The organism is Halomonas sp. A29, from assembly GCF_046723295.1.
In the GTDB taxonomy this organism is placed as follows: Bacteria; Pseudomonadota; Gammaproteobacteria; order Pseudomonadales; family Halomonadaceae; genus Halomonas.
This window is the reverse complement of record NZ_JAXQPR010000017.1, coordinates 1-25,628: the sequence shown is the minus strand read 5'-3', so window position 1 is coordinate 25,628 and position 25,628 is coordinate 1. Positions and strand designations below refer to the sequence as shown.

Sequence of the window (25,628 nt, the reverse complement as noted above, 5' to 3'; positions counted from 1 at the left end):
CCACGGGCATTATCTTTGTTAACCTGGGTTAAGCAGTATTGTCCTGCTACCGGCTTCGTGCAGTCATGCCTGGGTAGGCAAGCGCAGACTAGCGGCTTAGAACCGTGACTGACGCCACCATGCGACAGTCAGAACAACAAGCAGGCAGGAACAGGGCGCATGAAGAAGTGGCTAATACTGATGCTGGCACTGCTGCCCCTTCCCGCGGCAGCCAACCTGACCGGGCTGACCTTCATCACCGAGGAATACCCACCCTACAACTACCGTCAGAACGAGCGCCTCGAAGGCATTTCCATCGAGCTGCTCGAGCGTATCTTTGCCGAAACCGACACTCCGTTATCCCGCGAAGACGTTCTCTACTACCCTTGGGCACGCGGCTACGATACCGCCCTCTCCGAGCCGGGCACGGTACTATTCTCCACCACGCGCACCGAGCAGCGTGAGGAGTTGTTCCAGTGGGTGGGCCCCATCGCCACCAACAAGGTCACGCTGATTGCCCGTCGCGACAGCGGCATCCAGTTGCATGACATCGAGGATGTCATCGCCGGCGGCTATCGCATCGCCGTCATCCGCGAGGATATCGGCGCCCAGCGGCTACAGGAAGCCGGAGTGCCGGAGAGCCAGATCCATGCGGCGATTTCCAATGTCAGCGCTCTGCGTATGCTGGAACGTGGCCGCGTCGACCTGTGGGCCTACGGCGAAGATGTCGCCTTCTGGTTGATGCAGGAGGAGGGGCTTCCTGCTGCCGATTACATTCCCACGCTGACCATCAGTGAATCCGATCTCTATTATGCCCTGCACCGCGACACCGACCCCAGCCTGATCGCACGCATGCAGGCGGCACTGGACCATCTGCGTGAGCAGGGCGTATTCAACGAGATCCTCGGCGGTACCACCATTGCCTTCAATACCGAGGAATACCCGCCCTACAACTATCGGGACGATAACGGCAGGATTACCGGAAGCGCCACCGAACTGCTACGGACCGCACTGGATGACGCCGACCTCGATGCGGATTTCCGCCTGCTGCCTTGGGCGCGGGCGTTTACCGAGGCCCAACTGCGCGAGCGCCATTGTGTCTATTCGACCACTCGTACGCCGGAGCGAGAATCGCTGTTCACCTGGGTCGGTCCGTTGGTGTCGAGTACCTGGGCTGCCTTTGCTCTCGAGGATGCCGACATCGAGGCCAGCTCTCTGGACGACCTCGCGGAGCTGCGAGTGGGCAGCTTTCGCGAGGATGCCGTTGGCCAATACGCCGCCAATCAAGGCGTTCCCATCATCGTAGCCAGTGCCGAGCGCGAAAATATTGGTCGCCTGCGAGCCGGGCTGATCGATGTCTGGGTCACTGGTGAGCAGGCGGCCCGGTTCCTCGCCGAGGAAGTCGAGTTGCCATTGCGCCGCCTGTTCGTATTCAACGAGGTTGATCTCTACCTCGCCTGTCACCCCTCGGTCCCCGATCAGTTCATTGCTCGACTGCAGGCAGCGCTTGACCGGGCGTTGGTCGACATGGAGGCACAACAGTGAGCCACCCCCCTGGCATGGAACGCCAGCACGGCAGACGCAGCCTGACCGCCAAACAGGCCGGGCTCACCCTGGCCATCGCGCTGCTGCTAAGCATTCTCGCCGGTACCATAGAGCTGGCTCTCGATGCCCGGGCCATGCACCAAGAGATCATTCGCGACACGAGTTATCGGCTCGAGCTGGTACATGGCACCGCCGCCGAGGCCGCCTTTCAGCTCAATCCCGAGCTGGCGACGCAGGTCGCCGATGGCCTGTTCAGCGGCGGCCAAGTGGCGAGCGTGACCATCAGTGACGACTTCGGCCGTGCCATGGCCACGCGCCAACGCGAGTATGAGCCCGTCTCCGGCTGGGTGGCTCATGCCCTGTTCGGCGACATCCTTCAATATCAGCAAACGCTGTACTATCTGGCTGGTCCCGACCACTCACCCCAGCCAGTGGGCGAGCTCGAGCTGACCTTGGCCCTCGACCGCCTGATCAGCGACTTCACCGACCGCAGTCTGCTCATCTTCACGCTGGGTGTCGCCAAGGCGCTGGCCATCGCGGCCCTGCTTGCCCTGGTTTTCCATGGGTTCGTGACCCGGCCCCTGCTCCGAGTGCATGCGGCCATAGCCGGTACCGATCCGCGCCAACCCGGTCGTTGGCCCAAACCCGACATGGGCCGTCACGGCAACGATGAGCTGGGTCATCTGGTGGAGAGCGTCGATCAATTGATGCTGGCCTTCCAGGAAGGCCTCGATCAGCGCGACCAATTGCATCAGATCTCCACCATGGATGGTCTGACCGGTATCGCCAACCGTCGCCATTTCGACGCCTTCATCGCCCGCGAGTGGCAGCGCGCCCGGCGCAACGGGTATGCCCTCTCGGTAGTCTTCATCGATATCGACCACTTCAAGGAGTTCAACGATCACTACGGACACGTCGCGGGTGACGATACTCTGAGGGCCGTCGCCGAGGCGCTGACCCGAGCGGTCAATCGCGCTTCCGACCTGGTGGCACGCTATGGCGGTGAGGAGTTCGTCTGCGTGTTGCCCGACACCGACCTGCAGGGCGCCCTACGCGTCGCCGACCAGATCCGCAAGGAGATTCGCGCACTGGGCATCCCCCATGCCTACTCGACCCAATCCGGCCGGCTCACCGCCAGCCTCGGGGTAGCCAGCAGCGTACCGGCACACGATAACGCCAGCGTTGATGAGCTGATGGCCCAGGCCGACGGCCAGCTTTATCGCGCCAAACGTCAGGGCCGCGACCAAGTGGCCGCCCAGACCTGAGCACGGCCAGGGAACCGGCCCGGAAGCGGGGAATCGATAGGAGTAGCAATCAGAGCGGAGAAGCCGCATGAGCAGACGCGATGAATTCATCGAACAGATGAAGACCCAACTGGACGAATGGAACGCCGAGATCGAGGCACTGGCCGCCCGCGCGCGCAAGGCAAGCGCCGAGGCACAGACTCGCTATCATGACGACCTCGAACGGCTCCGGCGGCGGCGCGACGAAACCCGCCGCCGGCTCGAGGAGCTGCAGTATGCCAGCGAGGCCGCCTGGGACTCCCTGCAGCAGGGACTCGACGATGCCTGGGAGCTGCTACGCAAGGCGCTGCGCGACGCCCAGCGGCACGAGCCACCGCCCACGGACGTCGACGAGGATGACACCCCCCGGCACTCCCCTGGGGGTTCACCCTAGAGCACAGAAAGCTGGCCAGCAGCCAAGGTAGCCTAAGGTTCGCGCGGGGATGGCGGCTCCTTCTCCTCCGCATCGGATGAGTGAACCTCACTGCCGCGTTGCAGCTTGTCGATCGAATGACTACCGCGGCGCGCCAGTTGCGCCAGGCGATCGATCTGGGCATCAAGCTGAGGCAGCGCTTCCTGGCGGTAGTGGGACAGATCGTCGATGGCACCCAGTACATCGTCGAAGGCCTGCTCCAGCGCCTGCATGTCGAGCTGGGCCGAGGCGGCGCGAGTCTGGATCTCCACGCCCTGCTGGCGCAGTGTCTTCGCCGTGCCGGCGATCATCTCCGAAGTGGTGGTATTGAGCGACTCGACGCGGTCGAGAACCAGACGCTGGTTGGCCAGCGCCAGTGCCACGGCCACCGCTACGGTGAGTGCCGACACGGTGACATGGATCGCCCGGTCGACGCCGCGAATCAGCTCGCGATTGTTGCGGATGATCACTTCCAGCGCCAGCACGCCCTGCTGGCTGACCGCTTGCTGCTGCTGCAAATCGACGATGCGCTGTCGCAACGGGAAGAGCAGCTCCTCCTCGATGAAGGCGCGCTGCGGATGCGTGTCGCCGAGCCGACCCAATGCCTCCACCAGGCGGCGATCGATCAGCCGCCCCAGGTCGACCTGGCGCTGCAGCCGCCCCAGCAGCTGACGCAGGCTCTCCTGGTCGTCGCTGAGCGTGATGTTGTCACGACGCAGCATGTCGCGCCCCGCCTCCAGGTCGGCAATGATGGCGTCCAGCGCCTGCTGGGCATTCTCGAACTTGCGGAAGTAGCGCTGTACACGGCTGCCGGCGCCGGGAATACGCGCCAACAGGCGATCGAACGGCCCCGACGCCAGGCGGTGCTGGTGCGGGTCGAGATCCTGCATGTGCCCACGCAGGTCGATCAGCGCCTTGGCCACCGGGCCGCCCTCGTCACCCTGATGGGCCAGCTTGCGCAGCGGTGCCTGCAGCATTTCGCTGTGATGCGCCGCCTGCTGCTGCAGCTCGAGGCCCATCTCATCCACCGCACGTCGTTGACGCTCGAGGGCAGCGCCTTCACTGGCCAGCACCTCGTCGACGAAGGAGTCCGCCAACTGCTCGAGCTCCGGATCGTCGATCACGATCTCTTCGCTATTCATCGGCTCGGGCGCGACCTCCTCGAGTTCACTGGCGATCTGCTCCACCGGCGGCAGCGAGAGCGGCGAGCCACGTTCGGACGACTGGTTCATAAGCGCTTCCCCTTCAGGCTCTTTCCCCACACCTTAGCAACCAATGCCGGCACATGGCTCAACATCGGCCAGCAAGACGCTCAACGGCGTTCATTGCGGCTGTAGCGCTCCGCCCCCTCGATGAAGCGCCGCAATTCCTCCAGCGCCCTATCGGTAGCTAGCGTGGCCTGCGGACGCCCCGTCTCGACCCGGGCCAACGCCACCGTCGTATCGTCGAGCAGGGTCAGCGCCGATTCGTTGCGCGCCACCAGGCGCCGCAGGCGACGATCGGTCTCCTCGATCAGTTCGAGGCGTCGCTTGAGCGCGATGCGCTCCTCGACGGACAGCTTGCTCCCTTCCTGCTCCAGGCGTCGGCGCACGTAGTCGCCATCCAGCCCCATCACGCCACGCGCCTGGGCCGCCATGGAAGTGAAGGTGTCCACCGCACCGAGACAGACCTCGGTGATCAGGCCTCGGGAGCGCTCGAAAGCCAGCTCGCTGCGGTCGAAGCGGGCTGTCAGCAGTTCCATCACGTGAGCATAGCGGGTGTAGAAGCGGTCGACCTGGCTCGCCAGGTCGGCACGCTTTACCTCAAGCAGTTGCAGTTTGGCCCGGCACAGCGACAGCACCAGCTCGTCGGCGCCCACCGGCGGCCGGGCCGGATCCAGCTCGGCCACGCCGATCTCCCGCGCGGCGCGCTCCTGCTCGGCACGCCGCCGCTCGCTTTCGGCCGCGAGCCGTTCCTGCAACCGGCGCTGGTGGCGACGCGCACGCCAGCGACGCCAGCCGCGCTCCACCGGCAGCGACACCCCCACCGCCACCAGGCCGGCGAGCCAGCCGCCAAGGCTCGGCCCGAAACCGCCCCACAGCGAGGTCAGCCACAGCACCATGCTGATGAAGGGCACCAGCAGGCAGTAGCGGAACAGCACCTGTAAGCGGTTGGGGTTTTCCGTGGCGACCGCCAACCGCGGGTTGGCCAGCCCGACCAGACACCATGGTAGGCAGGTAACGAAAAGCCCGTAAGCGAATCCCTGCAAGAATCCCAGCATAAGCCTCGTGCGCCAGCGGGTAGATGCTTCTGAGTGTACGGGGGCCGACGACGCCGTGCGAGCATGGCAACCTCAGCGGCACAGGCGGAAGCCACGCATGCCGAAGTGGAAGTGATCGGCATGGGCGCGGTTGTACGCCGGCCCCAGTACGTTGCCGAACAGGTCACAGGCACCATCGCGCGCTTCGCGCAGGAAGGCCCCCCGTGCGCCCTCGTCGTCCCAGTGTTCCAGCAGGGAAACCCGACGCCCGTCCTCCAGGCGGAAGGCGCCAATATCGAGGGCCTCGGCCGTGGCGTGCTCGCTGCGCCGGCCGCTTTCGCGACCATAGACGTTGCGACAAGCGAAACTGCCATAGTGTTCAACGCTTGCCACGCGGGTGCCGAAATGGGCTTCGGCTGCCGGCTGCAGCCGCTGACGTTCGTACATGACCCAGGCCAGGGCCAGCGGGCAGCGCGCGACGAAGCTGGCATTGAACTCGACGTCGCTACCGTGAACGCGCACCACGTTACTCAGCGGGCAGCCGGGTGCCGGCTCGTGGTCATCGAGCGGCGTCATCCGCAGCGTCCCCTCCGGAGCCGTATCGAGTGCCACCAGACACGCCTCGCGATCATCGGCCAGGTGGTGCAGCTTCCACTTGGTGACAGGAGTCAGGGGGTCGTCGACGCTCAGCGGTTTCCAAGGGTGCCAGTGGGAGGGGATTTGCTCCTCGAACTGCCACCAGGTCGCACCCGCAACAGCAATCAGCACGATCAGTACCAGCAGAAAGCGCATCTCGCCTCGGCGCTACAGCAACAGGTGAAGTACCAGTGCCACACCCCCTACCGCCAGGGCAGTGAGCACGGCAATGTCCACCGCACGGTCGAGCCAGCGATCGAAATTGTTCTGACGCCAGCGGTTCGGCTGCCGACGGCGGGTGGCGCCTCGCTGAAGCGCACGACGGCGTGAGCCGATGAGAGACATGGTAGACGTCCGATTCCCCATTCTTCTCAAGCTTACGACCTGCGAACGCAGCTGGCTACAGGCAATCGCTGCCAGGATGCATCTCTCCTAACCGCCTTCGCGGCGATTGATACGACGGTTGATGACATTGGGCGCGCGACGCAGCCGCTCCTGTTCGCCCAATAGCTCAGCCTCGAAGGCATCGGCTCCCACCGGGGTTTCACCATGGCGTCGATAGAGCTGGGTGAGCATGGCCTGACGGTCGGCGCGCAGTTCACGGATCAGTACCACGATCATGCCGTAGAGGATGAAGGTGAAGGGCAGCGCCGAGAGTACCGCCGCCGATTGCAACCCGGTCAACCCGCCGGCGGCAATCAGGGTCAGGCAGATGGCTGCGATCAGCACGCCCCAGATCACCCGCTTGAACAGCGGCGGATTGATCGAACCGTTATCGGTCATCTGCGCCACGATATAGGACGCCGAGTCGGCAGAAGTGACCAGGAAGATGAAGATCAACAGCATGGCGATCACCGACAGCACGCCGGTGAAGGGCATCAGATCGAACATCTCGAACAGCGCCACGGTGATGTTGGCCTCGGTGGCGCTCGCCAGGCCGGCATCGCCGGCCAGCTCCATGTGCAAGGCGGCGCCACCGAACACGCCGATCCACAGGCAGGCCAGTAGCGGCGGTACGATCAGCACGCCGAACACGTACTCCTTGATGGTGCGCCCGCGCGACACCCGCGCCACGAAGGTACCAACGAACGGCGACCAGGCGATCACCCAGGCCCAGTAGAAGATCGTCCAGTTGGCCGCCCAGGTGTTATCGGTGAAGGGCGAGATGCGCAGGCTCATGCCGATGAAGTTCTGCAGGTAATCGCCGATGCCCAAGGTAATGGTTTCCAGGATCGCCACCGTGGGGCCGGTAATCAGCACATAAAGCATCAGCCCGATGCACAAGATCATGTTGAGGTTGGAGAGCCGTCGAATGCCCTTGTCCAGCCCCGACCAGGTCGAGGCCATGTAAGCCAGGAACATCACGAACAGGATGATGAACTGCCACAGCACGTTCTCGGGCAAGCCGAATACCGCATTGAAGCCGCCGTTGAGCTGCAGCACACCCAACCCCAGCGAGGTCGCCACCCCCATCACCGTGGCCACCACGGCGAACACGTCCAGGGTCGGCGCGTAGGGGCGCACCCGAGGGTACTTGGCGGCGATCGACGACAGCACCGAGGAGACCAGGCCAGCCTGCCCCTTGCGGAACTGGAAGTAGGCGATGATCAGCCCGACCACCGAAAAGGCCGCCCACTGGTGAATGCCCCAGTTGAAGTAGCTGTACTGGATGGCGTAGCGCGCCGCCTCGGCGCTCTCGGCGGATACGTCGCCATAGGGCGGCTCGATGTAGTGGAGCATCGGCTCGGCCATGCCGTAGAACACCAGCCCCACGCCGAAGCCCGCCGCCAGCAGCATGCTGACCCAGGAGAAGAAACTGAAGCTCGGCGTGCTGTCCTGCGGCCCCAGGCGGATCTTGCCATACTTGCTCAAGGCCAGCGCCAGCAGGAAGACCACGAAACCGAACACCGAAAAGAGGTAGAACCAGCCGAACAGCCGCGTGACCCCGGCCAGCGCGGTAGCGGCGACATTGCCAAATGCCTCGGGAAAGCTGGCACCGGCGGCCACCAATACCAGAATGATCAGGGCCGATACGGTAAAGACCCGCTGCCCTCCGTGGTTGGCCATATGGCGCTCCTCGCTCCGTCCGTGAACGCCCTCATCCTAGCAGGCCAACCCCAGCGCCACACAATTCGCTACCGCTGCCGCCAATGACAGGCCATAAGCCAGTGACTAGCCATAAAACCATTGCATCCCGGCGGCGACACGACGATTCTGGAGAAACCAAGCAGGCTAAGGTTTTTTGACGAGCTTAATATGTCCCGACTTTCCAGCACCCCGCTATCCGTACTCGATCTGGCGCCGATTCGGCAAGGCGGCACCATTGCCGACAGCTTCACCGAGAGCGTGGCACTCGCTCAGCTGACCGAGCGCCTCGGCTTCACCCGCTACTGGCTGGCCGAGCATCACAGCCTCGACGGCATTGCCAGCGCCGCTACCGCCGTGTTGATCGGCCACATTGCCGGCGCCACCTCGCGCATCCGGGTGGGTAGCGGCGGCATCATGCTGCCCAACCATGCCCCCCTGGTGATCGCCGAACAATTCGGCACCCTGGAAACGCTCTACCCGGAGCGCATCGACCTGGGGCTGGGCCGCGCACCCGGTTCGGATGGTGCCACCATGACCGCACTGCGCCGCGACCCCTATGCCGGTGCCGAGAACTTCCCCGAGCTGCTGGCTGAACTGCAAGGCTTCCTCGACGAGGAGAGACCGGACCAGCGTGTGCGCGCCGTACCGGGCCAAGGCACCAAAGTTCCGCTCTGGCTGCTCGGTTCCAGCGGCTACAGCGCCCAACTCGCGGCCCACGAAGGCCTGCCGTTCGCCTTCGCCGCCCAGTTCGCCCCGGGCTACCTGCATGAGGCGCTGCGGCTGTACCGCGACAACTTCCGTCCCTCGGCGGTGCTCAAGCGCCCCTACGCCATGGTGGGGCTACCGGTGATCGCCGCCGAGAGCGATGAGCACGCCCAGTTCCTCGCTTCTACTACCCGTCAGAAGTTCCTCGGCATGGTGCGCGGCAAGCGCACCCGCTCGCTGCCTCCGGTCGAGACCCTCGACTGGACGCCCATGGAGCAGGTCCAGGTGGAGCAGTTCCTGGGCGCAGCGGTGATCGGCGGTCCCGACACCGTGCGCGTCGGGCTCGAGCGCTTCCTGGAACAGACCGGCGCCGACGAACTCATGCTCAACACCGATACCTACGCCAGCGCGGACCGCCTGCGCAGCTACGAGATCATCAGCGAGGTATGGCGTGCATGATGCCGCTATCGCTGTTCACGGTGACCTACGGCATAGACGCCCTGTGGCGACTGGTCGCATAGCCCCAGGGAACGATCCTTGTCCCACAGTCTCAAAGGGACAGTCATTTCGCACGCCGCGCTGCGGCGTCACCATCGGAGACGTGCATGTTCGATCCCAACGATCCTCGTCGCAACGCCGCCTGGCAGGCCGCCCAGCAGTGGCGGGCCCGGGCGAATCACACACCTCGCGGCCCCCTGGGTGGATTGAAGCTGATCCTGACCTGGCTACTGTTCGGCCTGCTGCTGATCGTCGGCACCGTACTCGGTCTGTTCTTTCTGCTGCTCGGCTGGGCCATGCTGCCGATCGTGCGCTACCGCATGAAGAAGCGCCTTGAGCAGATCCGCGCCGAACAGGCCAAGGAGGCCGGTAGCGGCTACCACTATCACGAGACCCACTACCGCGGAAGCCGCGCTACCGACGAGCATGAACTGCTGGAAGGCGACTATGAGGTCCACGACGACGAGCGCAAGGACCCGCCATGAAAAAGACCTGCCAAGGCAGGTCATGAAGATGTCATGCAGGGATGCAGACAGTCGGTATTAACCGACACCGCTACGTTATCGTTGCGCTTCGCTATCAACCAATAGCCTTTCCTCATGGCCTCGATAAGTTAGTGCTCCCGCTGGCAAAAAACATCTGTTTGCCATAACTTGAAGCCACACCCCGATGCTTCCGGAGACAACAACAATGCCTCGACTTCGGACGACAGCGGCCGGCGTACTGCGCCAGATGGCCCTTGCCTGCCTGCTTCTTCTCCTCGCCGTACCGAGCCTGGCCAACGACTACCCCACCGAGGCGCGTGTCGACTACGTGCTGGGCTGCATGGCGTCCAACGGCAATAACTACCTCACCATGCAGAAGTGTTCCTGCAGCATCGACGTGATCGCCGAGCACCTGCCCTACGAGACCTACGAGCAGGTCGAGACGGTGCTGGGCATGCAGGACCAGCGCGGCGAGCTGGGTGTGCTGTTCCGCACCGAGCGCGGCATGCAGGACCAGCTCCAGGCACTGCGTCAGGCCCAGGCCGATGCCAATCTGCGCTGCTTCTGAGCTGCCCGTGTCGCGCTCTCGTCGGCTTTTCGGCCTGCCGCCAACAGTCCTGGCACTGCTGGTCATACCGTTCACAACCACGCCAGGTACCGCTGCCGAACACACCCAGGGCGAACGCCTGTTCCGCTCGCAGTGCATCGGCTGCCACAGCGTCGAGCCCGGCCAGCACCTGGCCGGCCCCAGCCTGCACGCCCTGATCGGCCGACCGGCCGGCAGCCTCGATGACTTCGACTACTCCGCGGTCCTCGAGGAAGCCGATCTGGTGTGGAACCGCGATACCCTCGACGCCTTCCTCGCCGGCCCAGACAGCTTCCTGCCCGGCACTCGCATGGTGCTGTGGGGGCTCGACGAGCGCTCGCGCCAGCGCATCATCGACTACCTGGAGAGCATCGCCGCGCCCTGAGCACTCAGTCACCGGCAGGCCCCTTGCGGGCCATCATGCCGCGGGAAGGGTTATAACCGAGTATCGCCAGCGCCAGCAGCACCAGCGCAACCGTCACGCTGATCATCACCGCATCAGCGTTGAAGCGCTCGTACATGGCGAAGCGGATCATCTCCACGGCATGGGTGAAGGGGTTGAGCGCGGCGATCTGGTAGACCAGATAGCTGCCCTCGCGGATGCGCCACAGCGGGTAGAGCGCCGAGGAGAGGAAGAACATCGGGAAGATGACGAAGTTCATCACCCCGGCGAAATTCTCCAACTGGCGGATGAAGGAAGAGAGCAGCAGCCCCAGGGCACCGACCATGAAGCCGGTCACCAGCAGTGCCGGCAGCAGGTAGAGGTAGCCCATCACGGGCGCCTGGATGCCGTAGGTCCAGGCGATGGCGAGGAACACGTAGACCTGCACCACCGACACCAGGGTGCTGGCCAGCAGCCTGCACACCAGCAGGTACCAGCGCGGGAAGGGGCTGACCAGCAGCACCCGCATGCTGCCCATCTCGCGGTCGTAGACCATGGACAACGAGCTCTGCATACCGTTGAACAGCTGAATCATGCCTACCAGCCCCGGCACGATGTAGACCTCGTAGAGGATGTAGGTCTGGTAGGGCTCGGTCATGGCCACGCCCAACGCCATGCGGAAACCGGCGGCGAACACGAATAGCCACACCAGCGGACGCACCAGGGCGGCGAGGAAGCGGCTGCGCTGGTGCACGAAGCGCAACAGTTCACGCCCCACTACGCCACGCAGGCAGTGCAGCCATGCCATCATTCGCTTGTTTCCTCCCCATCCACCAGGCGGTCGAAAGCCTCGCCCAGACTGCCTACGCCGAGCCGGGAGGGCAGTGCCTCGGCCCGTTCGTCGGCCAGCAAGCGACCACGGTGCAACACCAGCACCCGGTCACCGGGACGCACCTCATCGATCAGGTGAGTGGCCCACAGCACCGCCACCCCCTCCTCGACACACAGCCGGTGAGCGTGCTCGACGAGATCGCGGCGCGAGGCGATGTCAAGCCCCACGGTGGGCTCGTCGAGCAGCAGCATGCGCGGCGAGTGCATCAACCCGCGGGCGATCTCCACCCGCCGCCGCTGGCCGCCGGAGAGCTGACGTACCCGCGTGCGGCGTTGATCGGCAAGCCCTACCCGTTCTAGCTGCGCCTCTCCGCGCAGCCGAGCTTCGCCGATTCCCATGCCATGCAGGGCGCCGTGATAAGCGAGGTTCTGTGCCACGCTGAGATCGAGATCCAGGGTTGGTTGCTGGAAGACCACGCCGATGCGGGCATGGGCCTGCACCGCCTGGCGTCGCACGTCGAAGCCGCCGATGCGGATCTCGCCCCTGCGGCGGTCGTGCAGCCGGGTAATCAGCGAGAACAGGGTGGTCTTGCCAGCGCCGTTGGGCCCAAGCAGCACGACGAATTCCCCGGCCGCCACGGCCAGGGAAATGTCATCGAGCGCCAGCTTGGCACCATAGGCAAAGCTCAGTCGGCCGATCTCGAGGGCAGGCGCTGGCTCCTCGCGGTGGAGGCTTGCTTCACTCACGGCTCGACGATCACACCCCATGGGAAGCGCCCCACCGGAATCGACTTGACCGCCCGCAGGCCGTCCACCTCGATCATGGTGACGTCACCGCTGACCCCGTTGGTGGTGTAGAGCCGGCTCTCGTCGCCGTTGAGCGCCAGGTGCCACACCCGCTGGCCGACCAGGATGTAGTCGAGCACCTCGTAGCTCTGCTGGTCGACCACCGCGACCCGGTTGGAGGGGCCCAGGGCGACAAAGGCGTAGCGGCCGTCGGAGGTCAACACGACACCCACCGCCTGCACGGTTTCCCGCGGTACGCCGGGCACGTCGAAGCGTATGGTGTGCTTGACGTCGAAGGTCTCCTCCATGTCGAGAATCGTTACGGTGCCGGCGATCTCCGAGGAGACCCAGGCCTCGCTGCCGTCGTGGTTGAACTCGGCGTGTCGCGGTCGAGCCCCCACCAGGCGATGGTGCACCGACTCCATGATCTCGAGGTCGATGATGTGCGCCATATTGGAGGTTTCGGTGGTGGAGACCAGCCAGCGCCCGTCGGGGCTGATGCCGAGCCCCTCGGGCTCGACGCCCACCGGGATCTCGGTGACCAAGGTGCGCCGCTCGTAGTCGAGCACCGAGACGATGTTGTCGTCCTCATTGGAGACATAGATGTAGGGCCGGTTGGGGTCGACGCGAATCACCTCCGGGTCATCGCCCGAGGACTGGCTGCGCACTACCTGCAGCGTCTCCAAGTCGATCATGTCGATGGCCTCGTCGTCGCCCACCGCCACGAACAGCTCGCTGCCGTCGCTGCTGAAGGCCATCGAGCGTGGGCGGCGGCCGACGCTAATGGTCTCCACCACCTCGAGGCTCACCCCATCGATGACCGAAATGGTGTTGTCCTTCTCGTTAGAGACGAAGATGCGCTCGGCCTGGGCGGCCAAAGGCAACATCAGCAGGCTGCCCAGCACCAGTCCGAGAGCGGCATGCTTGAAGGAAAATATTGTGTTCCCTTGGTTCAGAAACGGCATGTCGATTCCCCCTCGTCGGCGCCCAATGCATCGAGTGGCGTGCGTGGATGCAGGTAGCCCTCCTGTGGCGACACCGAGGCCACCATGCGCGGCCCGGTGATCAGGATGGGCTGGCGCAGCTGGTGATTCCAGGTGCGATAGCTGACCGGGAAGCCCAGATAGCCAGCGAGTTCGAACTCCTCGCTGAGCATGTACTCGAGGATTGCCTGGCGCTCGACGGAACCGGTCCTGGCGGCCGCCTCGCCCAGCGAACGCACCGCCAGCCAGGCACCGAAGTCGCGCGGCGTCATCCAGCGGTCGGCGAGCTTCTCGAAGCGACGCTGCAGCTGTACCGCTCCCCAGGATTCATGGGCGCGATGCCAGGGTGTGGCGATCAGCCCCTGGGTGCCCACCACCGGGCGCGGCGCCCAGGTCTGATAGGGGAAATATTCGCCGAAGTAGTCGGTTTCGTCGGCGATCACCAGCACGTCGTGCTCGGGCAGCTCCTGCACGAACACCGGGATTTCGCGCTGGATGGCATGGAAGCCACCCTCGGCGCGGCGCGCCAGGGGGTCGTGTGGCCACATCTGGTCGCCCACGATACGGTGGCCATAGCGCTCGGCCGAGGCACGCAGCACGTCGGCGAGGATGCGATCCTCGTCGGTGTTGCCGTAGACCAGCGCCCAGCGATTCCACTGCTTGAAGCCGAGGAACTGGGCCAGGGCATCGGCCAGCATGCGCCGGCTGGGGGTGGTGTGGTAGAGCTCGGGGTGGCACGCCTCGCCGCGCAGCTCGTCGTCCGGCGCCCAGGCATTGAACACGACGCGGTCGCCGCGGGCGGGGTGTGCCATCAGCTCGCTCAATGCCTCACCGGGCAGGCCGCTGACGATCCACTCCGCGCCCTGCTCGATCAGGCTCTCCAGGGCTTCGCCGATATCTTCTCCCTGGGCCACCTCTACCTCGTGAAGGACGAACTCCTGTCCCAGGAACTGGGCCGAGGCGTTGTTGTCGTTGATGCCCAGGCGGGCGCCCTGAACCCCTTCGTCATCGAGTACCGGATCGAGCACCGAGAGCGGCTCCTGGTCATCGGGTCGCTCCATGCCCAGGTAACCCACGACGATGGGAGTCGGCGTATCGGCAGGCAGCAACGTCGGCCACCCTAGGCCGCAGACCAGCCCACCCATCGCCAGCCAGCGAAGGGAACGCGGTAGAGTTGTCATGCGTGCTCCTCAGGCAGTCTGCGCTGCCACTGTTGTCGTTATGCTTCCCACTACAGCCCCTTCACGGCATGCGTGCCATGATGACCCGCACCATCCGCGACAGCTTCTCTTCCAGCAGGTAGGGCTGGTCGCACATGGCCGGGAGCGCCTGCTGGCGCTGCTGGAAAGTCCGCTGCTCCCAGAACAGCGTCTCGGAGAGTTGCTCTATTCCGACCTGATCCGCCTCGTCGGCGGCACGCCGTTCCTCCAGCTCGTCGACCATGGCGGAAATCGTCTCCAGGCGTGTCAGCTGCGCCCGGGAGGCTCGGCGAATCCCCTCGATGGTGCGCCTGCGTTCGCGGTCGGTGAGTTCGAACAAACCGGAAAAGAGCAGGGTTAGCCGCTGCTCTGCGTCCTCATCATCCACCGAGTCGACGAACTCCCGGACCCGTTCCAGCGCCTGCTCATCGGGAGTCGAGCGCGAGGTGGCAAAGCGCACCACCCGTCCGATCTCCTCGTCTTCCCACCAGGACTGCTCCAGTTCGTCCAGCGGTGGCCCGGTCCACATGGTGCCCCAGGCCAGTTCGGGGATCAGGCGCTGCACGCAGGGCCAGTCCGGCGGCCCTGCCGCCGCCCGCTGGGCCTCGACCTGGGCCACACCGGCCAGCGTCAGGCCCATGGCGAATCCCAGCGACAGCAGTGACGAAGGCAGTCGACCCAATCGGTTCATGAGTCACCTCCCTCATCAACGCCCAGTAACCGACCACGGCGGTCGAGCAGCGGCACCCCGTATTCGATCAGGATGGCGTCGATCTCCTCTTGGTGACGGTCGATGAAATCGTTGATGAGGTCCTTCCAATGGGGCTCGCCGCGCCGCACCCCCATGGTGATGCGGTAATCGAGCTGCGCCCCGGAGTCGTCGTCGACCAGAGGAATGACCTTGAGCGGCGGGTCCTGCCGGGCCGCGTAGTAGCCGGCCAGCGGCCCCCACAGCACAGCCCCCTCGGTGTTGCCGTTGACAACGTCCTCGATGGCGTCGCGCACCGGCGCGCGCACCCGGGTGTCGACCATCAGCGGATAGCCCTGGATCCTTGCCCCACTGCGCCGCAGCGGCACCAGCGGCGGGGTCTCCGCCACCACGCCGATGCGCCGCCCGGCGAAACCCGGGTCGCTCAGTCGGGTCGCCTCGAGCTCGGAGTCCTCGGGCACCACCAGGGCATAGACCGAACGGTAGTAGGCATTGGTATTCTGGACGAACTCATAGCCGGCCACGGTACCGATCATCACGTCGCAGACACGCAGCTCCAGGGTATGCCGTACGAAGCCCATGACCTGAGGCGCCCACACGTAGGTCAGCGGTACCCCCAGGTCTTCGGCCAACAGCTCGGCGATGCGGTTCTCGAAGCCCTCACCGGCCTGGTTGCTGAAAGGAAGATTGTTGCCGTCGGCGCAGACCCGCAGGGTCTCGCGCTCCTGGCGCTCGGGAGGTTCGGCGACGGCGACGCCGAAAGTGACCAGGCCAAGGACCAGGGTCACGGCTCGTACCATCTGACGACAGGCTGCTCTCATGCATCCTCCGCTTGCGGAAAGAACCTTGCGAACAGTGCTACGTTACTCGGCGTTCGCTTCCTCGGCAGCCTCGTCTTTCTCCTCTTTCTCCTCTTTGCCATCTTGCTCGGCTTTTTCTTCGGCCTCATCTCCTCGTTCGCCGTTCTCCTCGTCCTGCTCCTGCATCGACTCGATGATCTGTGGCCGTCCGCGCCCAAGACCACCCTCGCCGCGCGCGCGCAGGTAGCTGAAGAGTTTGGGGATGTTGCCCATGACGTAGGGATCATCGGCGAAGGAGGGCATCACCTGGCCAGGCTGGACCTCGCGCCCGGAGGCGATGGTGCCGGCAAAGTTCTCCCAGCCTCTGCGCTCGACCACTCGGATCAAGTTGGGTGCGAAGGAGGAGCCCAGGCCATCGGGACCATGGCAGGCCATGCAGGACCGGGTATAGGCGATGTAGCCCTGGTAGGTATCGGGGTCGACCTTGCCGTCTTCGACGACGAAGGCACCCACCCCTTCGCCAGTGATGCGATGTTCGTCGGCCAAGCCGGCCACGGGTAATCCCAATGCCAACAGGCCAATGACGAACATGAAAAGAGAACAGCGATAAGCACGTGCAGATAGCGTCATGCAGGACTTCCTTCTACAGCTCCAGACGCGCCGGAAACGACACGCCGAGAAGAGGAGAGTGGGCGAGTATGGCGGCTGCCATACCCGCCCGGTCACCAGCCAGCCGGCTCAGTCCGGCAGGGCGAAGACCGTCAGCACGCCACCGAGCTTGGTGTAGTCGCCCAGAGCGGAGAAAGCGCTCACCGCACCCAGTCCGTCCTCGGGGTTCTCCAGGCCGGCCGCGAGCCCGATACCGGCCCAGCCACCAACGCCGGAAAGCACGGCCACGTACTGCTTGCCCTCGTGCTGGAAGGTATTGACATTGCCGATGATCCCGGAGGGAGTCTTGAAGCGCCACAGCTCCTCGCCGCTTTCGATGTCCACCGCCTTCACATAGCCCTCGAGGGTGCCGTAGAAGGCCAGGTCACCGGCCGTGGCCAATGCCCCGCTCCACACTGCGAAGCGCTCGTCCACTTCCCACACGGTTTCACCCGCTACCGGATCCCAGGCGATGAAGCTGCCCATGCGGCCTTCCATGCCGCCGTTCTGAGCCGGCGAAGGCATCATGGTCAGGGTGGCGCCGACGTAGGGCTGGCCGGCCACGTACTCGGCTTCGAATGGCTCGTAGTTCATGCAGATCCGGTTGATGCCGGCATAGATCAGCCCGGTGCGCGGAGAGTAGGCGCTCGGCTGCATGTTCTTGGCGCCCATGGCGGTAGGACAGATGTCAGTGGTATTGACGTTCACACCCTGGCGGTAGGTGCTGTACTCCTCGTTGACGTTGGGCCGACCGGTCTCCATGTCGTAGTCATCGGCCCAGTTGGTTTCGGGAGCGAACTTCTCAGCCACCAGCAGTTCGCCGGTTTCGCGGTCGAGCAGGAAGCCGAACCCGGTACGATCGATGATCGCCAGGCCCTTGCGCTGCTCGCCCTCGTACTCGACGTCGATCAGTTGGTTCTCGTTGACGCCGTCGTAGTCCCACTCGTCGAAGGGTACCTTCTGGTAGACCCACTTGACCGTCCCGTCATTGGGATCACGGGCAAATACCGTAATCGCCCACTTGTTGTCGGCAGGCTCACCATCCTTGGTGCGCTGCTCGGGGTTCCAGGTGCCGGGGTTGCCGGTACCGTAGTAGACCAGGTCGAGGTCGGGGTCGTAGGTGACCCAGCCCCAGGGCGCGCCGCCGCCGCGCTCCCACTCACCCTCGGGCCAGGTGGAGACGCCGAGGTCGGCCTCGCCGATGGGCTCACCCAGCATGGTGGTGGTCTCGGGATCGATCAGCACTTCATCGTCAGGCCCGGTGGAGTAGCCACGCCAGACCTGTTCACCGGTCTCGACGTCGTAAGCGGTCATGTGGCCACGAATGCCGTACTCGCCGCCGCTGACGCCTATCAACACCTTGTCGTGCACCACCAGCGGCGACATGGTATTGGTCTCGCCAACGGTGTGGTCGCCATTGCTGACGTCCCACAGCAGCTCACCGCTCTCGGCATCCAGAGCGATCAGGGTATTGTCGGCCTGGCCGAGGAACAGGCGGCCATCGGCGTAGGCCAGCCCGCGATTGACCGTGTCACAGCACATCACCGGTATGACACGTGAGTCCTGGTCCGGCTCGTAGCTCCAGACCACACGCCCGTCGTCTTCCAGGTCGAGGGCGAATACCTTGTTGGGGAAGGGGGTATGTATGTATAGCCGGCCGTCGCCGACGTAGAGGGGGCCACCTTCATGGCCACGCAGTACGCCAGTGGAGAACTGCCAGACAGAGCGTAGCTCACCCACGTTGTCGCGGTTGATCTGGTCCAGCTCACTGAAACGGTTGCCCTGGTAGTTGCCCAGCTGGGTCGCCCAGTATTCCGGGTTCTGCTGGAGCTCGAGTTGATTCTGGTTGGCATGTGCCACCGACGCGGCCAACAACCCTATGGCCGCGATTCCGTAACCGGTCTCCCTAAGCATGGCGTCGTCTCCGTCTCACTGAAGGTGTGCCTGGGGAAGCGGCACATCTTGTGTAGTTGTATTTCAGGTATTGACTCTGGAAGGTCTAGCACAACTTTGCGTAACCACAGGGCAACAGTAGTGATTTAGGCACTGCTTTTAGCTCAAAAGACTATTGCCCCTTGGCAACAATCCTTTGACTTAACCACCAAGCCGCACCACAGCGGCGTTTCATGCCGTTACATTCGTGGCTTACATCTCTTTCTTCGACTTAGGTCGAAAGGCAAGAGTGCAATTCGCTGCTTTACTGGGGAGTGCATGCAATGAAATCCACCCAACGTGGAGGGCCTCCTATGTGGACCAAGCCTGCTTATACCGATCTCCGTCTCGGTTTCGAAGTCACGCTATATATCTCCAATCGCTGAACCCAACGCATGAAGCAGTATCGACCGGCTGACGTTCATCTAGGGCGTCAGCCGGTCGTTCGTTTGTCACCGACAGGGAGCTCTGCATGCATGTACTGGTCCTGGGCGCAGCCGCAGGCGGCGGTTTTCCCCAGTGGAACTGCAACTGTTCCCTCTGTCGCGGCCTGAGAGAAGGCCGCATCGAGGCAACCCCCCGAACCCAATCGTCGATCGCCATCAGTAGCGACGGCGAACGCTGGCTACTGTGCAACGCCTCGCCCGACATCCGCACCCAGTTGGCCGCCAACCCCGAGCTTCATCCGCGCAGGATCCCACGCGACAGCGGCATCAGCGGGGTGCTGCTGGTGGATGCGCAGATCGATCATGCCACCGGCCTGCTGTCGCTGCGCGAAGGATGCCCCTTCGACGTGTGGTGCACACCCAACGTGCATCAGGATCTGAGCAGCGGTTTTCCGCTGTTCACCATGCTGGAGCACTGGGGCGGCTTGAACTGGCGGCCCATCGACATCGACGAAGCGCACCTCGAGGCCGAGTTCGAGGTACCTGCCTGCCCGGGCCTGTCGTTCACCGCAGTGGCACTCGACAGCAACGCGCCGCCCTACTCGCCGCGCCGCGGCGCACCGACCCCGGGCGACAACATCGGCCTGCTGATCGAGGACCGCCAGCGTGGCACACGGCTGTTCTATGCGCCGGGACTTGGCCGGCTCGACGAGCGGGTGCGCGGCTACCTCAGCCAAGCGGACTGCGTGTTGGTCGACGGCACCCTGTGGCACGACGACGAACTGCTACGTGCCGGGGTGGGCAAGTCGACCGGCACCGACATGGGTCACCTGGCCCTGGCCGGGCCGGGCGGTCTGCTGGAAGAGCTGGGGCGTTTGCCGCCGACCACCCGCCGGGTGCTGATCCATATCAACAACACCAACCCGATCCTCGATGAGCGCTCGCCCGAACGAACCATGCTGGGCGAAGCCGGCATTGAGGTTGCTGTCGACGGCATGCGCCTGGAGATATGAACCGGAGACTTCGGATAACGTCACAACAATAATCATCACTACGCCATGCAAGGGAAGGAAGCGCCCCATGAGCTCTATCGCATCCCCTTTCGCCGCGGCCGAGACCGACGCGCCGGCCCTCTCTCCCGAGGCTTTCCGCGAGGCCCTGCTGGCCAAGGGCGCCTATTACCATATCCATCACCCTTACCAGGTCGACATGGCCGAGGGGCGCGCCACGCCGGAGCAGATACGTGGCTGGGTGGCCAACCGCTTCTATTACCAGGTCAACATCCCCCAGAAGGACGCCGCCCTGCTGGCCAACTGCCCCGATGCCGCCACGCGCCGGCGCTGGATCCAGCGTCTGCTCGACCACGACGGTCACGACGACGATGGTGGCGGCATTGAGGCCTGGCTGACCCTGGGCCAGGCGGTGGGACTGACCCGCGACGAGCTGTGGGCTCAGGAGCACGTACTGCCGGGTGTACGCTTCGCGGTGGATGCCTACGTCAATTTCGTGCGCCGAGCAAGCTGGCAGGAAGCGGCTATCTCCTCGCTAACCGAGCTGTTTGCCCCCGAGGCACACAGGAGTCGACTCGACACCTGGCCGACCCACTACCCCTGGATCGACGAGGCCGGCTACGGCTACTTTCGCAAGCGCCTGAAGGAGGCGCGCCGCGATGTAGACCACGGCCTGGAGGTGGCGTTGTCGGTGTGCACCACCGCTGCTACCCAGCAGCGCGCCCTGGAGATCCTGCAGTTCAAGCTCGACGTGCTATGGTCGATGCTCGATGCCATGACTCTGGCCTACCAGCTCGAGCGGCCGCCCTACCACAGCGTCACCGACCGGCGCGTCTACCACCGGGGGCTATGATGACCATGATCGAACCAGCCATCGTCTACCGCCTGCGCCCCGGCTGGCGCCTGCAGTGGGAGGAGGCCCAGGGCCGCCACGTGCTGCTCTATCCCGAGGGCATGGTGCAGCTCAACGACAGTGCCGGCGCCATCCTCACCCAGCTCGACGGCCAGCGCGACGTGGCGAACGTGGTAGCGAACCTGCAGGCCCGGTTCCCCGATGCTCCCGCCGCGGCGATCGAACAGGACGTGTATGAATTCCTGCTCGATGCCGCCCGACAAGGGTGGATCCAACATGACTGACCGTACCCATACCGCTGCCGTCAACGGCGCCACCGGCGCCCCGCTGTGGCTACTTGCGGAGCTCACCTATCGCTGCCCGCTGCAGTGCGCCTACTGCTCCAACCCGCTCGACTTCGCCGCGGTGAAGGAGGAGCTCTCCACCGCCGAGTGGATCGAGGTGCTGACCCAGGCCCGCGCCATGGGCGCGGTGCAGATGGGCTTTTCGGGCGGCGAGCCGCTGGTGCGCCAGGACCTCGAGACACTGGTGGCCGAGGCACGCCGGCTCGGCTTCTATACCAACCTGATCACTTCCGGGCTGGGCCTCGACGAGGCGCGCATCGCGGCCCTGCACGAAGCCGGGCTCGACCATATCCAGATCAGCCTGCAGGCCTCCGATCCCGAAGTCGCCGCAGCGGTGGCCGGCTCGCCCAAGGCCCACGCCAAGAAGCTCGCCATGGCGCGAGCGGTCAAGGCCGCTGGCTACCCCATGGTGCTCAATGTGGTGTTGCACCGTCATAACATCGACCGCCTCGACGACATCATCGCCCTATGCGATGAGTTGGGTGCCGACGCCGTGGAGCTGGCCAACTGCCAGATGTACGGCTGGGCGCAGCTGAATCGCGAGGGGCTGTTGCCCAGCCGGGCGCAGCTTGAGGCCGCCGAAGCCACCACTGCCCGCTGGCGCGAACGTCTGGCCGAGCGCGGCCGCGACATGCGCCTGCTGTTCGTGGTGCCCGACTATTACGGCGATCGTCCCAAGGCGTGCATGGGCGGCTGGGGTTCGATCTTCATGACCGTGGCCCCTGACGGCGCGGTGCTGCCCTGCCACAGCGCGCGAATGCTGCCGATGAGCTTCCCCAACGTGCGCGACCTTGGCCTCAGGGAGATCTGGTACGACAGCGAGCCGTTCAATCGCTACCGTGGCGACGCCTGGATGAGCGAGCCCTGCCGTAGCTGTGACGAACGCCACAAGGATGTCGGCGGCTGCCGCTGTCAGGCCTACCTGCTGACCGGCGACGCCACGGCCACCGACCCGGTCTGCTCGCTGTCGCCGGATCACCACCTTGTCGAAGCCGCCCGCCGCGAGGCCGATGCCAGCACACCCTCCATGGAGGCGCTGACCCTGCGCAACGTGCACGAATCGCGAGTGTTCTGCCGTACATGAATGCTCCAACGACTGCCTCCAAGGACGATGAGGCTGCCCGGCGCGCAGGGCTACCGCCGGGTAGTCGCTTGTGCGAAACCCGGCTGGCAAGCGGCCTGACTATCGCTGCAGCGGAGGTGCCAGGTGCTCGCCTGCAGCGTCTGGTCGGTGCGGTGGGCGTGGGCTATCTGGACGAGCCCGGCGACTGCCGCGGCCTGGCCCACCTGCTCGAACACGCCCTGTTCCTGGGGTCGACAAACTTCCCCGACCCGGGCGAGCTGGCCCGCTGGGTCGGCGAGCGTGGCGGACGCTACAACGCGCGTACCGACGAAACCGCCACCGACATACACCTGCACCTGCCGCCCGACGATGCCGACGAAGGGCTGGCCCGGCTGGTGGATATGCTGGCCCGCCCTCAGTTCGAGGCTGAGCGCATCGCCCAGGAGGTGGAGGTGCTCGATGCGGAGTTCCAGGCCCGGCTGGCCGACCCCGCCCTGCACCGACTGGCAGCACTTGGCCGGCTTTGTCGCGAAGGAGATCCTACCCGGCTCTGCCATGCCGGAAACCGCCAGACACTGGGCGATGACACGGCGCGACTGATCACCCAGCTCCGCGATTTTCATCGTCTGCACTACGGCGCCGAACGTATGGCGCTGGTCTTGCTGGGGCCGCTACCGCTCGAGGAGCAATTGGAGATGCTCGCACGGCATGGCGCGGCACTGCCGGCGCGAGAAACCATGAGGCTGGTGCGAAACTGGCGCTGGAGTGAGCCGGGCGGTGTGGCCTGGCATCCACCCGAGACCCGATCCAGCGCCACGATGCTGGAGCTCTTCTGGCCCCTGCCCGAGGAGCAGGTGAGGGTGCATGCCGACTGGTTGGCCAGCGTGGCAGCCCGGCTGGCGGATGGCCGCCTCGCCGCCACCCTGCAGGCCGCCGCCGAGCTCGACCGGCTCGAGGTGAAACTCAATCCTGAGGGGATGGGCCGCGCCCTGGCCCTGCGCCTCTCGCCGGCGCCCGACCTGGAGGTAGTACAGGCGATGCTGACCGCCTGTCGCAGCGCACTGGAGCGTGCGCTTGCCGAGCCGCTATCCTCCCTGCCCCCTGCTCCGGTAGATCTCGATGCCTGGCCTCGTCGACATGCCACTCAGTTGGTAGCCAGTCCCCAAGACATGCCCCAGTCGGCCGACGCGTCTACCGAGTCGCTATTGCCTTGGCTCGCTCCCGAGCAATGCCGGCTGCTGTGGCAATCTCCCCTCACGCCGCAGCGCTGGGCGACGCTGGCGGAAACCGGCACCGCCTGGCATGTCCAACCGCTGCCGAGCGAGAGCGTGCCGCTGCCCTGGCGGGCACCTCCCGCGCTTGCCATCCGCCCGCTCCGCCCTTGTGCCAGCGAACCGACTCCGCGCCAGCTGCATCGGGACGAGCGTTTTACGCTCTGGAGCGGCGACCCGGTGAAACTGGCGGATACGCCGCCGGGCAGCCTGTGCCTGGGCTGGCCCGCACCAGCGTCGCAGCAGGCCGCACGCCTGGCCCAGTGGCGTCAGAACACCCTGCCGCTGCGCCAGGCCGCTGCCGCCCATGGCATGCAGCTGAGCTGTATGGGCGATGCCCGCGGCGACTGGCTCATCGCCACGGGTACGGCCGAGCGCCTCGACACGCTGGTGGAACTGGCCGTGGCCTGCTGGCCGCAGACGGCACCGCTAACTTCCAGCAGCCACACCGAAGGGCTGCTGGCCCAGCGCATGCTGGCACGACTCGAGACCCTGCCACCTTCAGCGGCACATGCCGCCGGACCCAGGCGTCTGCTGGGCTGGGTGAGCGGCAAGGCCGATACACAGGCGGCCGAGACGATCATCCAGCACCTGGCCGAGCGACTGGCCAGCACGCCAGCGCCGGCTGACGAGCCGCATCATGAAGCGCAAGCAGATACCCACTGGCTGCACTTCCAGGGCAACGACCATGCCGCCATGCTGGAAGTCGCTGGCCCCGACGACACCCCTCGCAGCCGCTGGTTGCTGCAGCTGTTGGCCCAGTGCCACGATGCCGCCTTCCACTCCGAGATGCGGCAGCGCCGTGCCTTGGGCTACGTGGCGGCGGTGCGCTATCGCGAGTCGTCGGGCTTCCCGCGACTGGGCTATGTGGTGCAATCCCCCGGTACCGAGGCCGGTGAGCTGCGCCAGGCGATTCTCGACTTTCTGACCCGGCAGGGTGAAGCCTTGGTGCAGCTCTCCCCGGCGGAAATGGCACGCCACCGGCACGGCCTGCTCAGCCACGCCGGCCGCCCCGAGACTCACGCCGAAGCCATTGCCCGCCTATGGCAGGCGCTACGCCGCCAGGAAGCGGCAGGTAACGCCTGCGCCCCCTGGCAGCCGCTACCCTGGGAAGCCGAGGAGCAGGCGCTGGCGGAGCTGGATTCCGACGATCTCCTCTCCCTGGCGAACGAGCTCACCGCGGGCTGCCTGGCAGTGCGCTGGTGGCTCCACTGCCCGGACGAAGCCAGCGCGTAAACCACGCTGCAGCAATGTTGCCGGTAGGCAACTCTGTTGTGTCGCTACGTCACAATCCGTTTGCCCCGCCTCACCTAGACTGTCATCAGCGTCGACCCTTTCACGGCCTCACGCGGCCCACGACAACAAACAACCCAGGGAGACCTGCCATGAAATCACGCGCCGCCGTCGCCATGGCCGCGGGCCAGCCCCTCGAGCTCACCGAAATCGATGTGCAGGACCCCAGGGCCGGGGAAGTCCTGGTGCGTATCGTTGCGACCAGCGTCTGCCATACCGACGCCTTCACCCTTTCCGGCGCCGACCCGGAGGGGCTGTTCCCCTCGGTGCTGGGCCACGAGGGCGCCGGCATCGTCGAGGCGGTGGGCGAAGGGGTCACCAGCCTCAAGCCCGGCGACCACGTCATCCCGCTCTATACCGCCGAGTGCGGCAAGTGCAAGTTCTGCCGCTCGGGCAAGACCAACCTGTGCCAGGCGGTGCGCGCCACCCAGGGCCAGGGCCTGATGCCCGACGGCAGCTCTCGCTTCTCGCTCGACGGCAAGATGCTGCACCACTACATGGGCTGCTCCACCTTCAGCGAGTACACCGTGCTGCCCGAGGTCTCGCTGGCCAAGGTCTCGCCGGAGGCGCCGCTGGACAAGATCTGTCTGCTCGGCTGCGGCGTGACCACCGGCATCGGCGCGGTGCTCAACACCGCCAAGGTCGAGCCGGGCTCCACCGTGGCGGTGTTCGGCCTGGGTGC

At 65.2% G+C, this 25,628-nt stretch carries 27 protein-coding genes; 14 read left to right on the top strand and 13 right to left on the bottom strand.

The genetic code is table 11. The features are described from left to right. The first annotated feature begins 159 nt into the window (after positions 1 to 159). The 3 genes from SPH52_RS21685 (at position 160) to SPH52_RS21675 (ending at position 3,201) form a co-directional block, all read left to right on the top strand. Complete coding sequence (locus SPH52_RS21685; RefSeq protein ID WP_411797130.1) at positions 160 to 1,524, top strand: substrate-binding periplasmic protein; 1,365 nt, start codon at positions 160 to 162, stop codon at positions 1,522 to 1,524. Next, entirely contained in the window at positions 1,521 to 2,789 is a 1,269-nt protein-coding gene (locus SPH52_RS21680; protein ID WP_411797129.1) for a GGDEF domain-containing protein, read from the top strand. Before SPH52_RS21685 ends, SPH52_RS21680 begins: the two co-directional genes overlap by 4 nt. Positions 2,790 to 2,856: 67 nt before the next feature. After that, a complete protein-coding gene (locus SPH52_RS21675; RefSeq protein WP_411797128.1) occupies positions 2,857 to 3,201 on the top strand; it encodes a hypothetical protein in 345 nt (114 codons plus the stop codon). Between the two features lie 32 nt (positions 3,202 to 3,233). Here the strand turns inward: SPH52_RS21675 and SPH52_RS21670 are convergent, their stop codons facing one another. The 5 genes from SPH52_RS21670 to SPH52_RS21650 form a co-directional block, all read right to left on the bottom strand. After that, positions 3,234 to 4,451 carry a toxic anion resistance protein gene (locus tag SPH52_RS21670; RefSeq protein WP_411797127.1) on the bottom strand — a complete coding sequence of 406 codons (1,218 nt, stop codon included), beginning with the start codon at positions 4,449 to 4,451 and terminating at the stop codon, positions 3,234 to 3,236. Between the two features lie 80 nt (positions 4,452 to 4,531). Then, positions 4,532 to 5,479 (bottom strand): cobyrinic acid a,c-diamide synthase, encoded by a 948-nt coding sequence (locus tag SPH52_RS21665; RefSeq protein WP_411797126.1) that lies wholly within the window; start codon positions 5,477 to 5,479, stop codon positions 4,532 to 4,534. A 72-nt stretch (positions 5,480 to 5,551) separates the two neighbouring features. Further along, complete coding sequence (locus SPH52_RS21660; RefSeq protein WP_411797125.1) at positions 5,552 to 6,250, bottom strand: extensin family protein; 699 nt, start codon at positions 6,248 to 6,250, stop codon at positions 5,552 to 5,554. Positions 6,251 to 6,262: 12 nt separating this feature from the next. Beyond that, entirely contained in the window at positions 6,263 to 6,439 is a 177-nt protein-coding gene (locus tag SPH52_RS21655) for a hypothetical protein (RefSeq protein WP_411797124.1), read from the bottom strand. 87 nt (positions 6,440 to 6,526) lie between these two features. After that, entirely contained in the window at positions 6,527 to 8,161 is a 1,635-nt protein-coding gene (locus SPH52_RS21650; RefSeq protein WP_411797123.1) for a BCCT family transporter, read from the bottom strand. Between the two features lie 189 nt (positions 8,162 to 8,350). Here SPH52_RS21650 and SPH52_RS21645 point away from each other — a divergent pair, with 189 nt between their 5' ends. The 4 genes from SPH52_RS21645 (at position 8,351) to SPH52_RS21630 (ending at position 10,841) form a co-directional block, all read left to right on the top strand. Continuing rightward, positions 8,351 to 9,346, top strand: coding sequence for an LLM class flavin-dependent oxidoreductase (locus SPH52_RS21645; protein ID WP_411797122.1), 996 nt, complete (start codon positions 8,351 to 8,353; stop codon positions 9,344 to 9,346). 146 nt (positions 9,347 to 9,492) lie between these two features. Beyond that, positions 9,493 to 9,870 carry a hypothetical protein gene (locus SPH52_RS21640; protein WP_411797121.1) on the top strand — a complete coding sequence of 126 codons (378 nt, stop codon included), beginning with the start codon at positions 9,493 to 9,495 and terminating at the stop codon, positions 9,868 to 9,870. 205 nt (positions 9,871 to 10,075) lie between these two features. Then, a complete protein-coding gene (locus SPH52_RS21635) occupies positions 10,076 to 10,438 on the top strand; it encodes a hypothetical protein (protein ID WP_411797120.1) in 363 nt (120 codons plus the stop codon). Positions 10,439 to 10,445: 7 nt separating this feature from the next. After that, a complete protein-coding gene (locus tag SPH52_RS21630) occupies positions 10,446 to 10,841 on the top strand; it encodes a c-type cytochrome (protein ID WP_411797119.1) in 396 nt (131 codons plus the stop codon). A 4-nt stretch (positions 10,842 to 10,845) separates the two neighbouring features. Here the strand turns inward: SPH52_RS21630 and SPH52_RS21625 are convergent, their stop codons facing one another. From SPH52_RS21625 to SPH52_RS21590, 8 genes are all read right to left on the bottom strand, one after another. Beyond that, on the bottom strand, positions 10,846 to 11,649 hold the full coding sequence (locus SPH52_RS21625) for an ABC transporter permease (RefSeq protein ID WP_411797118.1): 804 nt from the start codon (positions 11,647 to 11,649) through the stop codon (positions 10,846 to 10,848). Next, positions 11,646 to 12,416: an ABC transporter ATP-binding protein gene (locus SPH52_RS21620; RefSeq protein ID WP_411797117.1), complete on the bottom strand. Its 771-nt coding sequence runs from the start codon at positions 12,414 to 12,416 to the stop codon at positions 11,646 to 11,648. The genes SPH52_RS21625 and SPH52_RS21620 overlap by 4 nt, the downstream gene beginning before the upstream one ends. After that, positions 12,413 to 13,420 (bottom strand): PQQ-dependent catabolism-associated beta-propeller protein, encoded by a 1,008-nt coding sequence (locus SPH52_RS21615; protein WP_411797116.1) that lies wholly within the window; start codon positions 13,418 to 13,420, stop codon positions 12,413 to 12,415. Before SPH52_RS21615 ends, SPH52_RS21620 begins: the two co-directional genes overlap by 4 nt. Continuing rightward, positions 13,408 to 14,619, bottom strand: coding sequence for an ABC transporter substrate-binding protein (locus SPH52_RS21610; RefSeq protein ID WP_411797115.1), 1,212 nt, complete (start codon positions 14,617 to 14,619; stop codon positions 13,408 to 13,410). Before SPH52_RS21610 ends, SPH52_RS21615 begins: the two co-directional genes overlap by 13 nt. A gap of 61 nt (positions 14,620 to 14,680) precedes the next feature. Continuing rightward, positions 14,681 to 15,328, bottom strand: coding sequence for a hypothetical protein (locus SPH52_RS21605; RefSeq protein ID WP_411797114.1), 648 nt, complete (start codon positions 15,326 to 15,328; stop codon positions 14,681 to 14,683). Then, positions 15,325 to 16,167, bottom strand: a complete 843-nt coding sequence (locus tag SPH52_RS21600; protein ID WP_411797113.1) for a quinoprotein dehydrogenase-associated putative ABC transporter substrate-binding protein — start codon at positions 16,165 to 16,167, stop codon at positions 15,325 to 15,327. The genes SPH52_RS21605 and SPH52_RS21600 overlap by 4 nt, the downstream gene beginning before the upstream one ends. A gap of 42 nt (positions 16,168 to 16,209) precedes the next feature. Next, entirely contained in the window at positions 16,210 to 16,776 is a 567-nt protein-coding gene (locus tag SPH52_RS21595; protein ID WP_411797112.1) for a c-type cytochrome, read from the bottom strand. Between the two features lie 108 nt (positions 16,777 to 16,884). Beyond that, positions 16,885 to 18,708, bottom strand: a complete 1,824-nt coding sequence (locus tag SPH52_RS21590; protein WP_411797111.1) for a methanol/ethanol family PQQ-dependent dehydrogenase — start codon at positions 18,706 to 18,708, stop codon at positions 16,885 to 16,887. A gap of 332 nt (positions 18,709 to 19,040) precedes the next feature. On the opposite strand from SPH52_RS21590, the gene pqqA reads away from it, so the two are divergent. The 7 genes from pqqA to SPH52_RS21555 form a co-directional block, all read left to right on the top strand. Further along, positions 19,041 to 19,112: a pyrroloquinoline quinone precursor peptide PqqA gene (gene pqqA, locus SPH52_RS21585; RefSeq protein ID WP_081786101.1), complete on the top strand. Its 72-nt coding sequence runs from the start codon at positions 19,041 to 19,043 to the stop codon at positions 19,110 to 19,112. 86 nt (positions 19,113 to 19,198) lie between these two features. Then, on the top strand, positions 19,199 to 20,125 hold the full coding sequence (pqqB, locus tag SPH52_RS21580) for a pyrroloquinoline quinone biosynthesis protein PqqB (protein WP_411797110.1): 927 nt from the start codon (positions 19,199 to 19,201) through the stop codon (positions 20,123 to 20,125). A 67-nt stretch (positions 20,126 to 20,192) separates the two neighbouring features. Continuing rightward, a complete protein-coding gene (pqqC, locus tag SPH52_RS21575; RefSeq protein ID WP_411797109.1) occupies positions 20,193 to 20,975 on the top strand; it encodes a pyrroloquinoline-quinone synthase PqqC in 783 nt (260 codons plus the stop codon). Then, positions 20,975 to 21,259: a pyrroloquinoline quinone biosynthesis peptide chaperone PqqD gene (pqqD, locus tag SPH52_RS21570; protein WP_411797108.1), complete on the top strand. Its 285-nt coding sequence runs from the start codon at positions 20,975 to 20,977 to the stop codon at positions 21,257 to 21,259. The genes pqqC and pqqD overlap by 1 nt, the downstream gene beginning before the upstream one ends. Then, positions 21,252 to 22,403: a pyrroloquinoline quinone biosynthesis protein PqqE gene (gene pqqE / locus SPH52_RS21565; protein ID WP_411797107.1), complete on the top strand. Its 1,152-nt coding sequence runs from the start codon at positions 21,252 to 21,254 to the stop codon at positions 22,401 to 22,403. Before pqqD ends, pqqE begins: the two co-directional genes overlap by 8 nt. Next, a complete protein-coding gene (locus SPH52_RS21560; RefSeq protein ID WP_411797106.1) occupies positions 22,400 to 24,889 on the top strand; it encodes an insulinase family protein in 2,490 nt (829 codons plus the stop codon). The genes pqqE and SPH52_RS21560 overlap by 4 nt, the downstream gene beginning before the upstream one ends. A gap of 149 nt (positions 24,890 to 25,038) precedes the next feature. Continuing rightward, on the top strand, positions 25,039 to 25,628 hold a 590-nt coding region (locus SPH52_RS21555; RefSeq protein WP_411797105.1), incomplete at its 3' end, for an alcohol dehydrogenase catalytic domain-containing protein.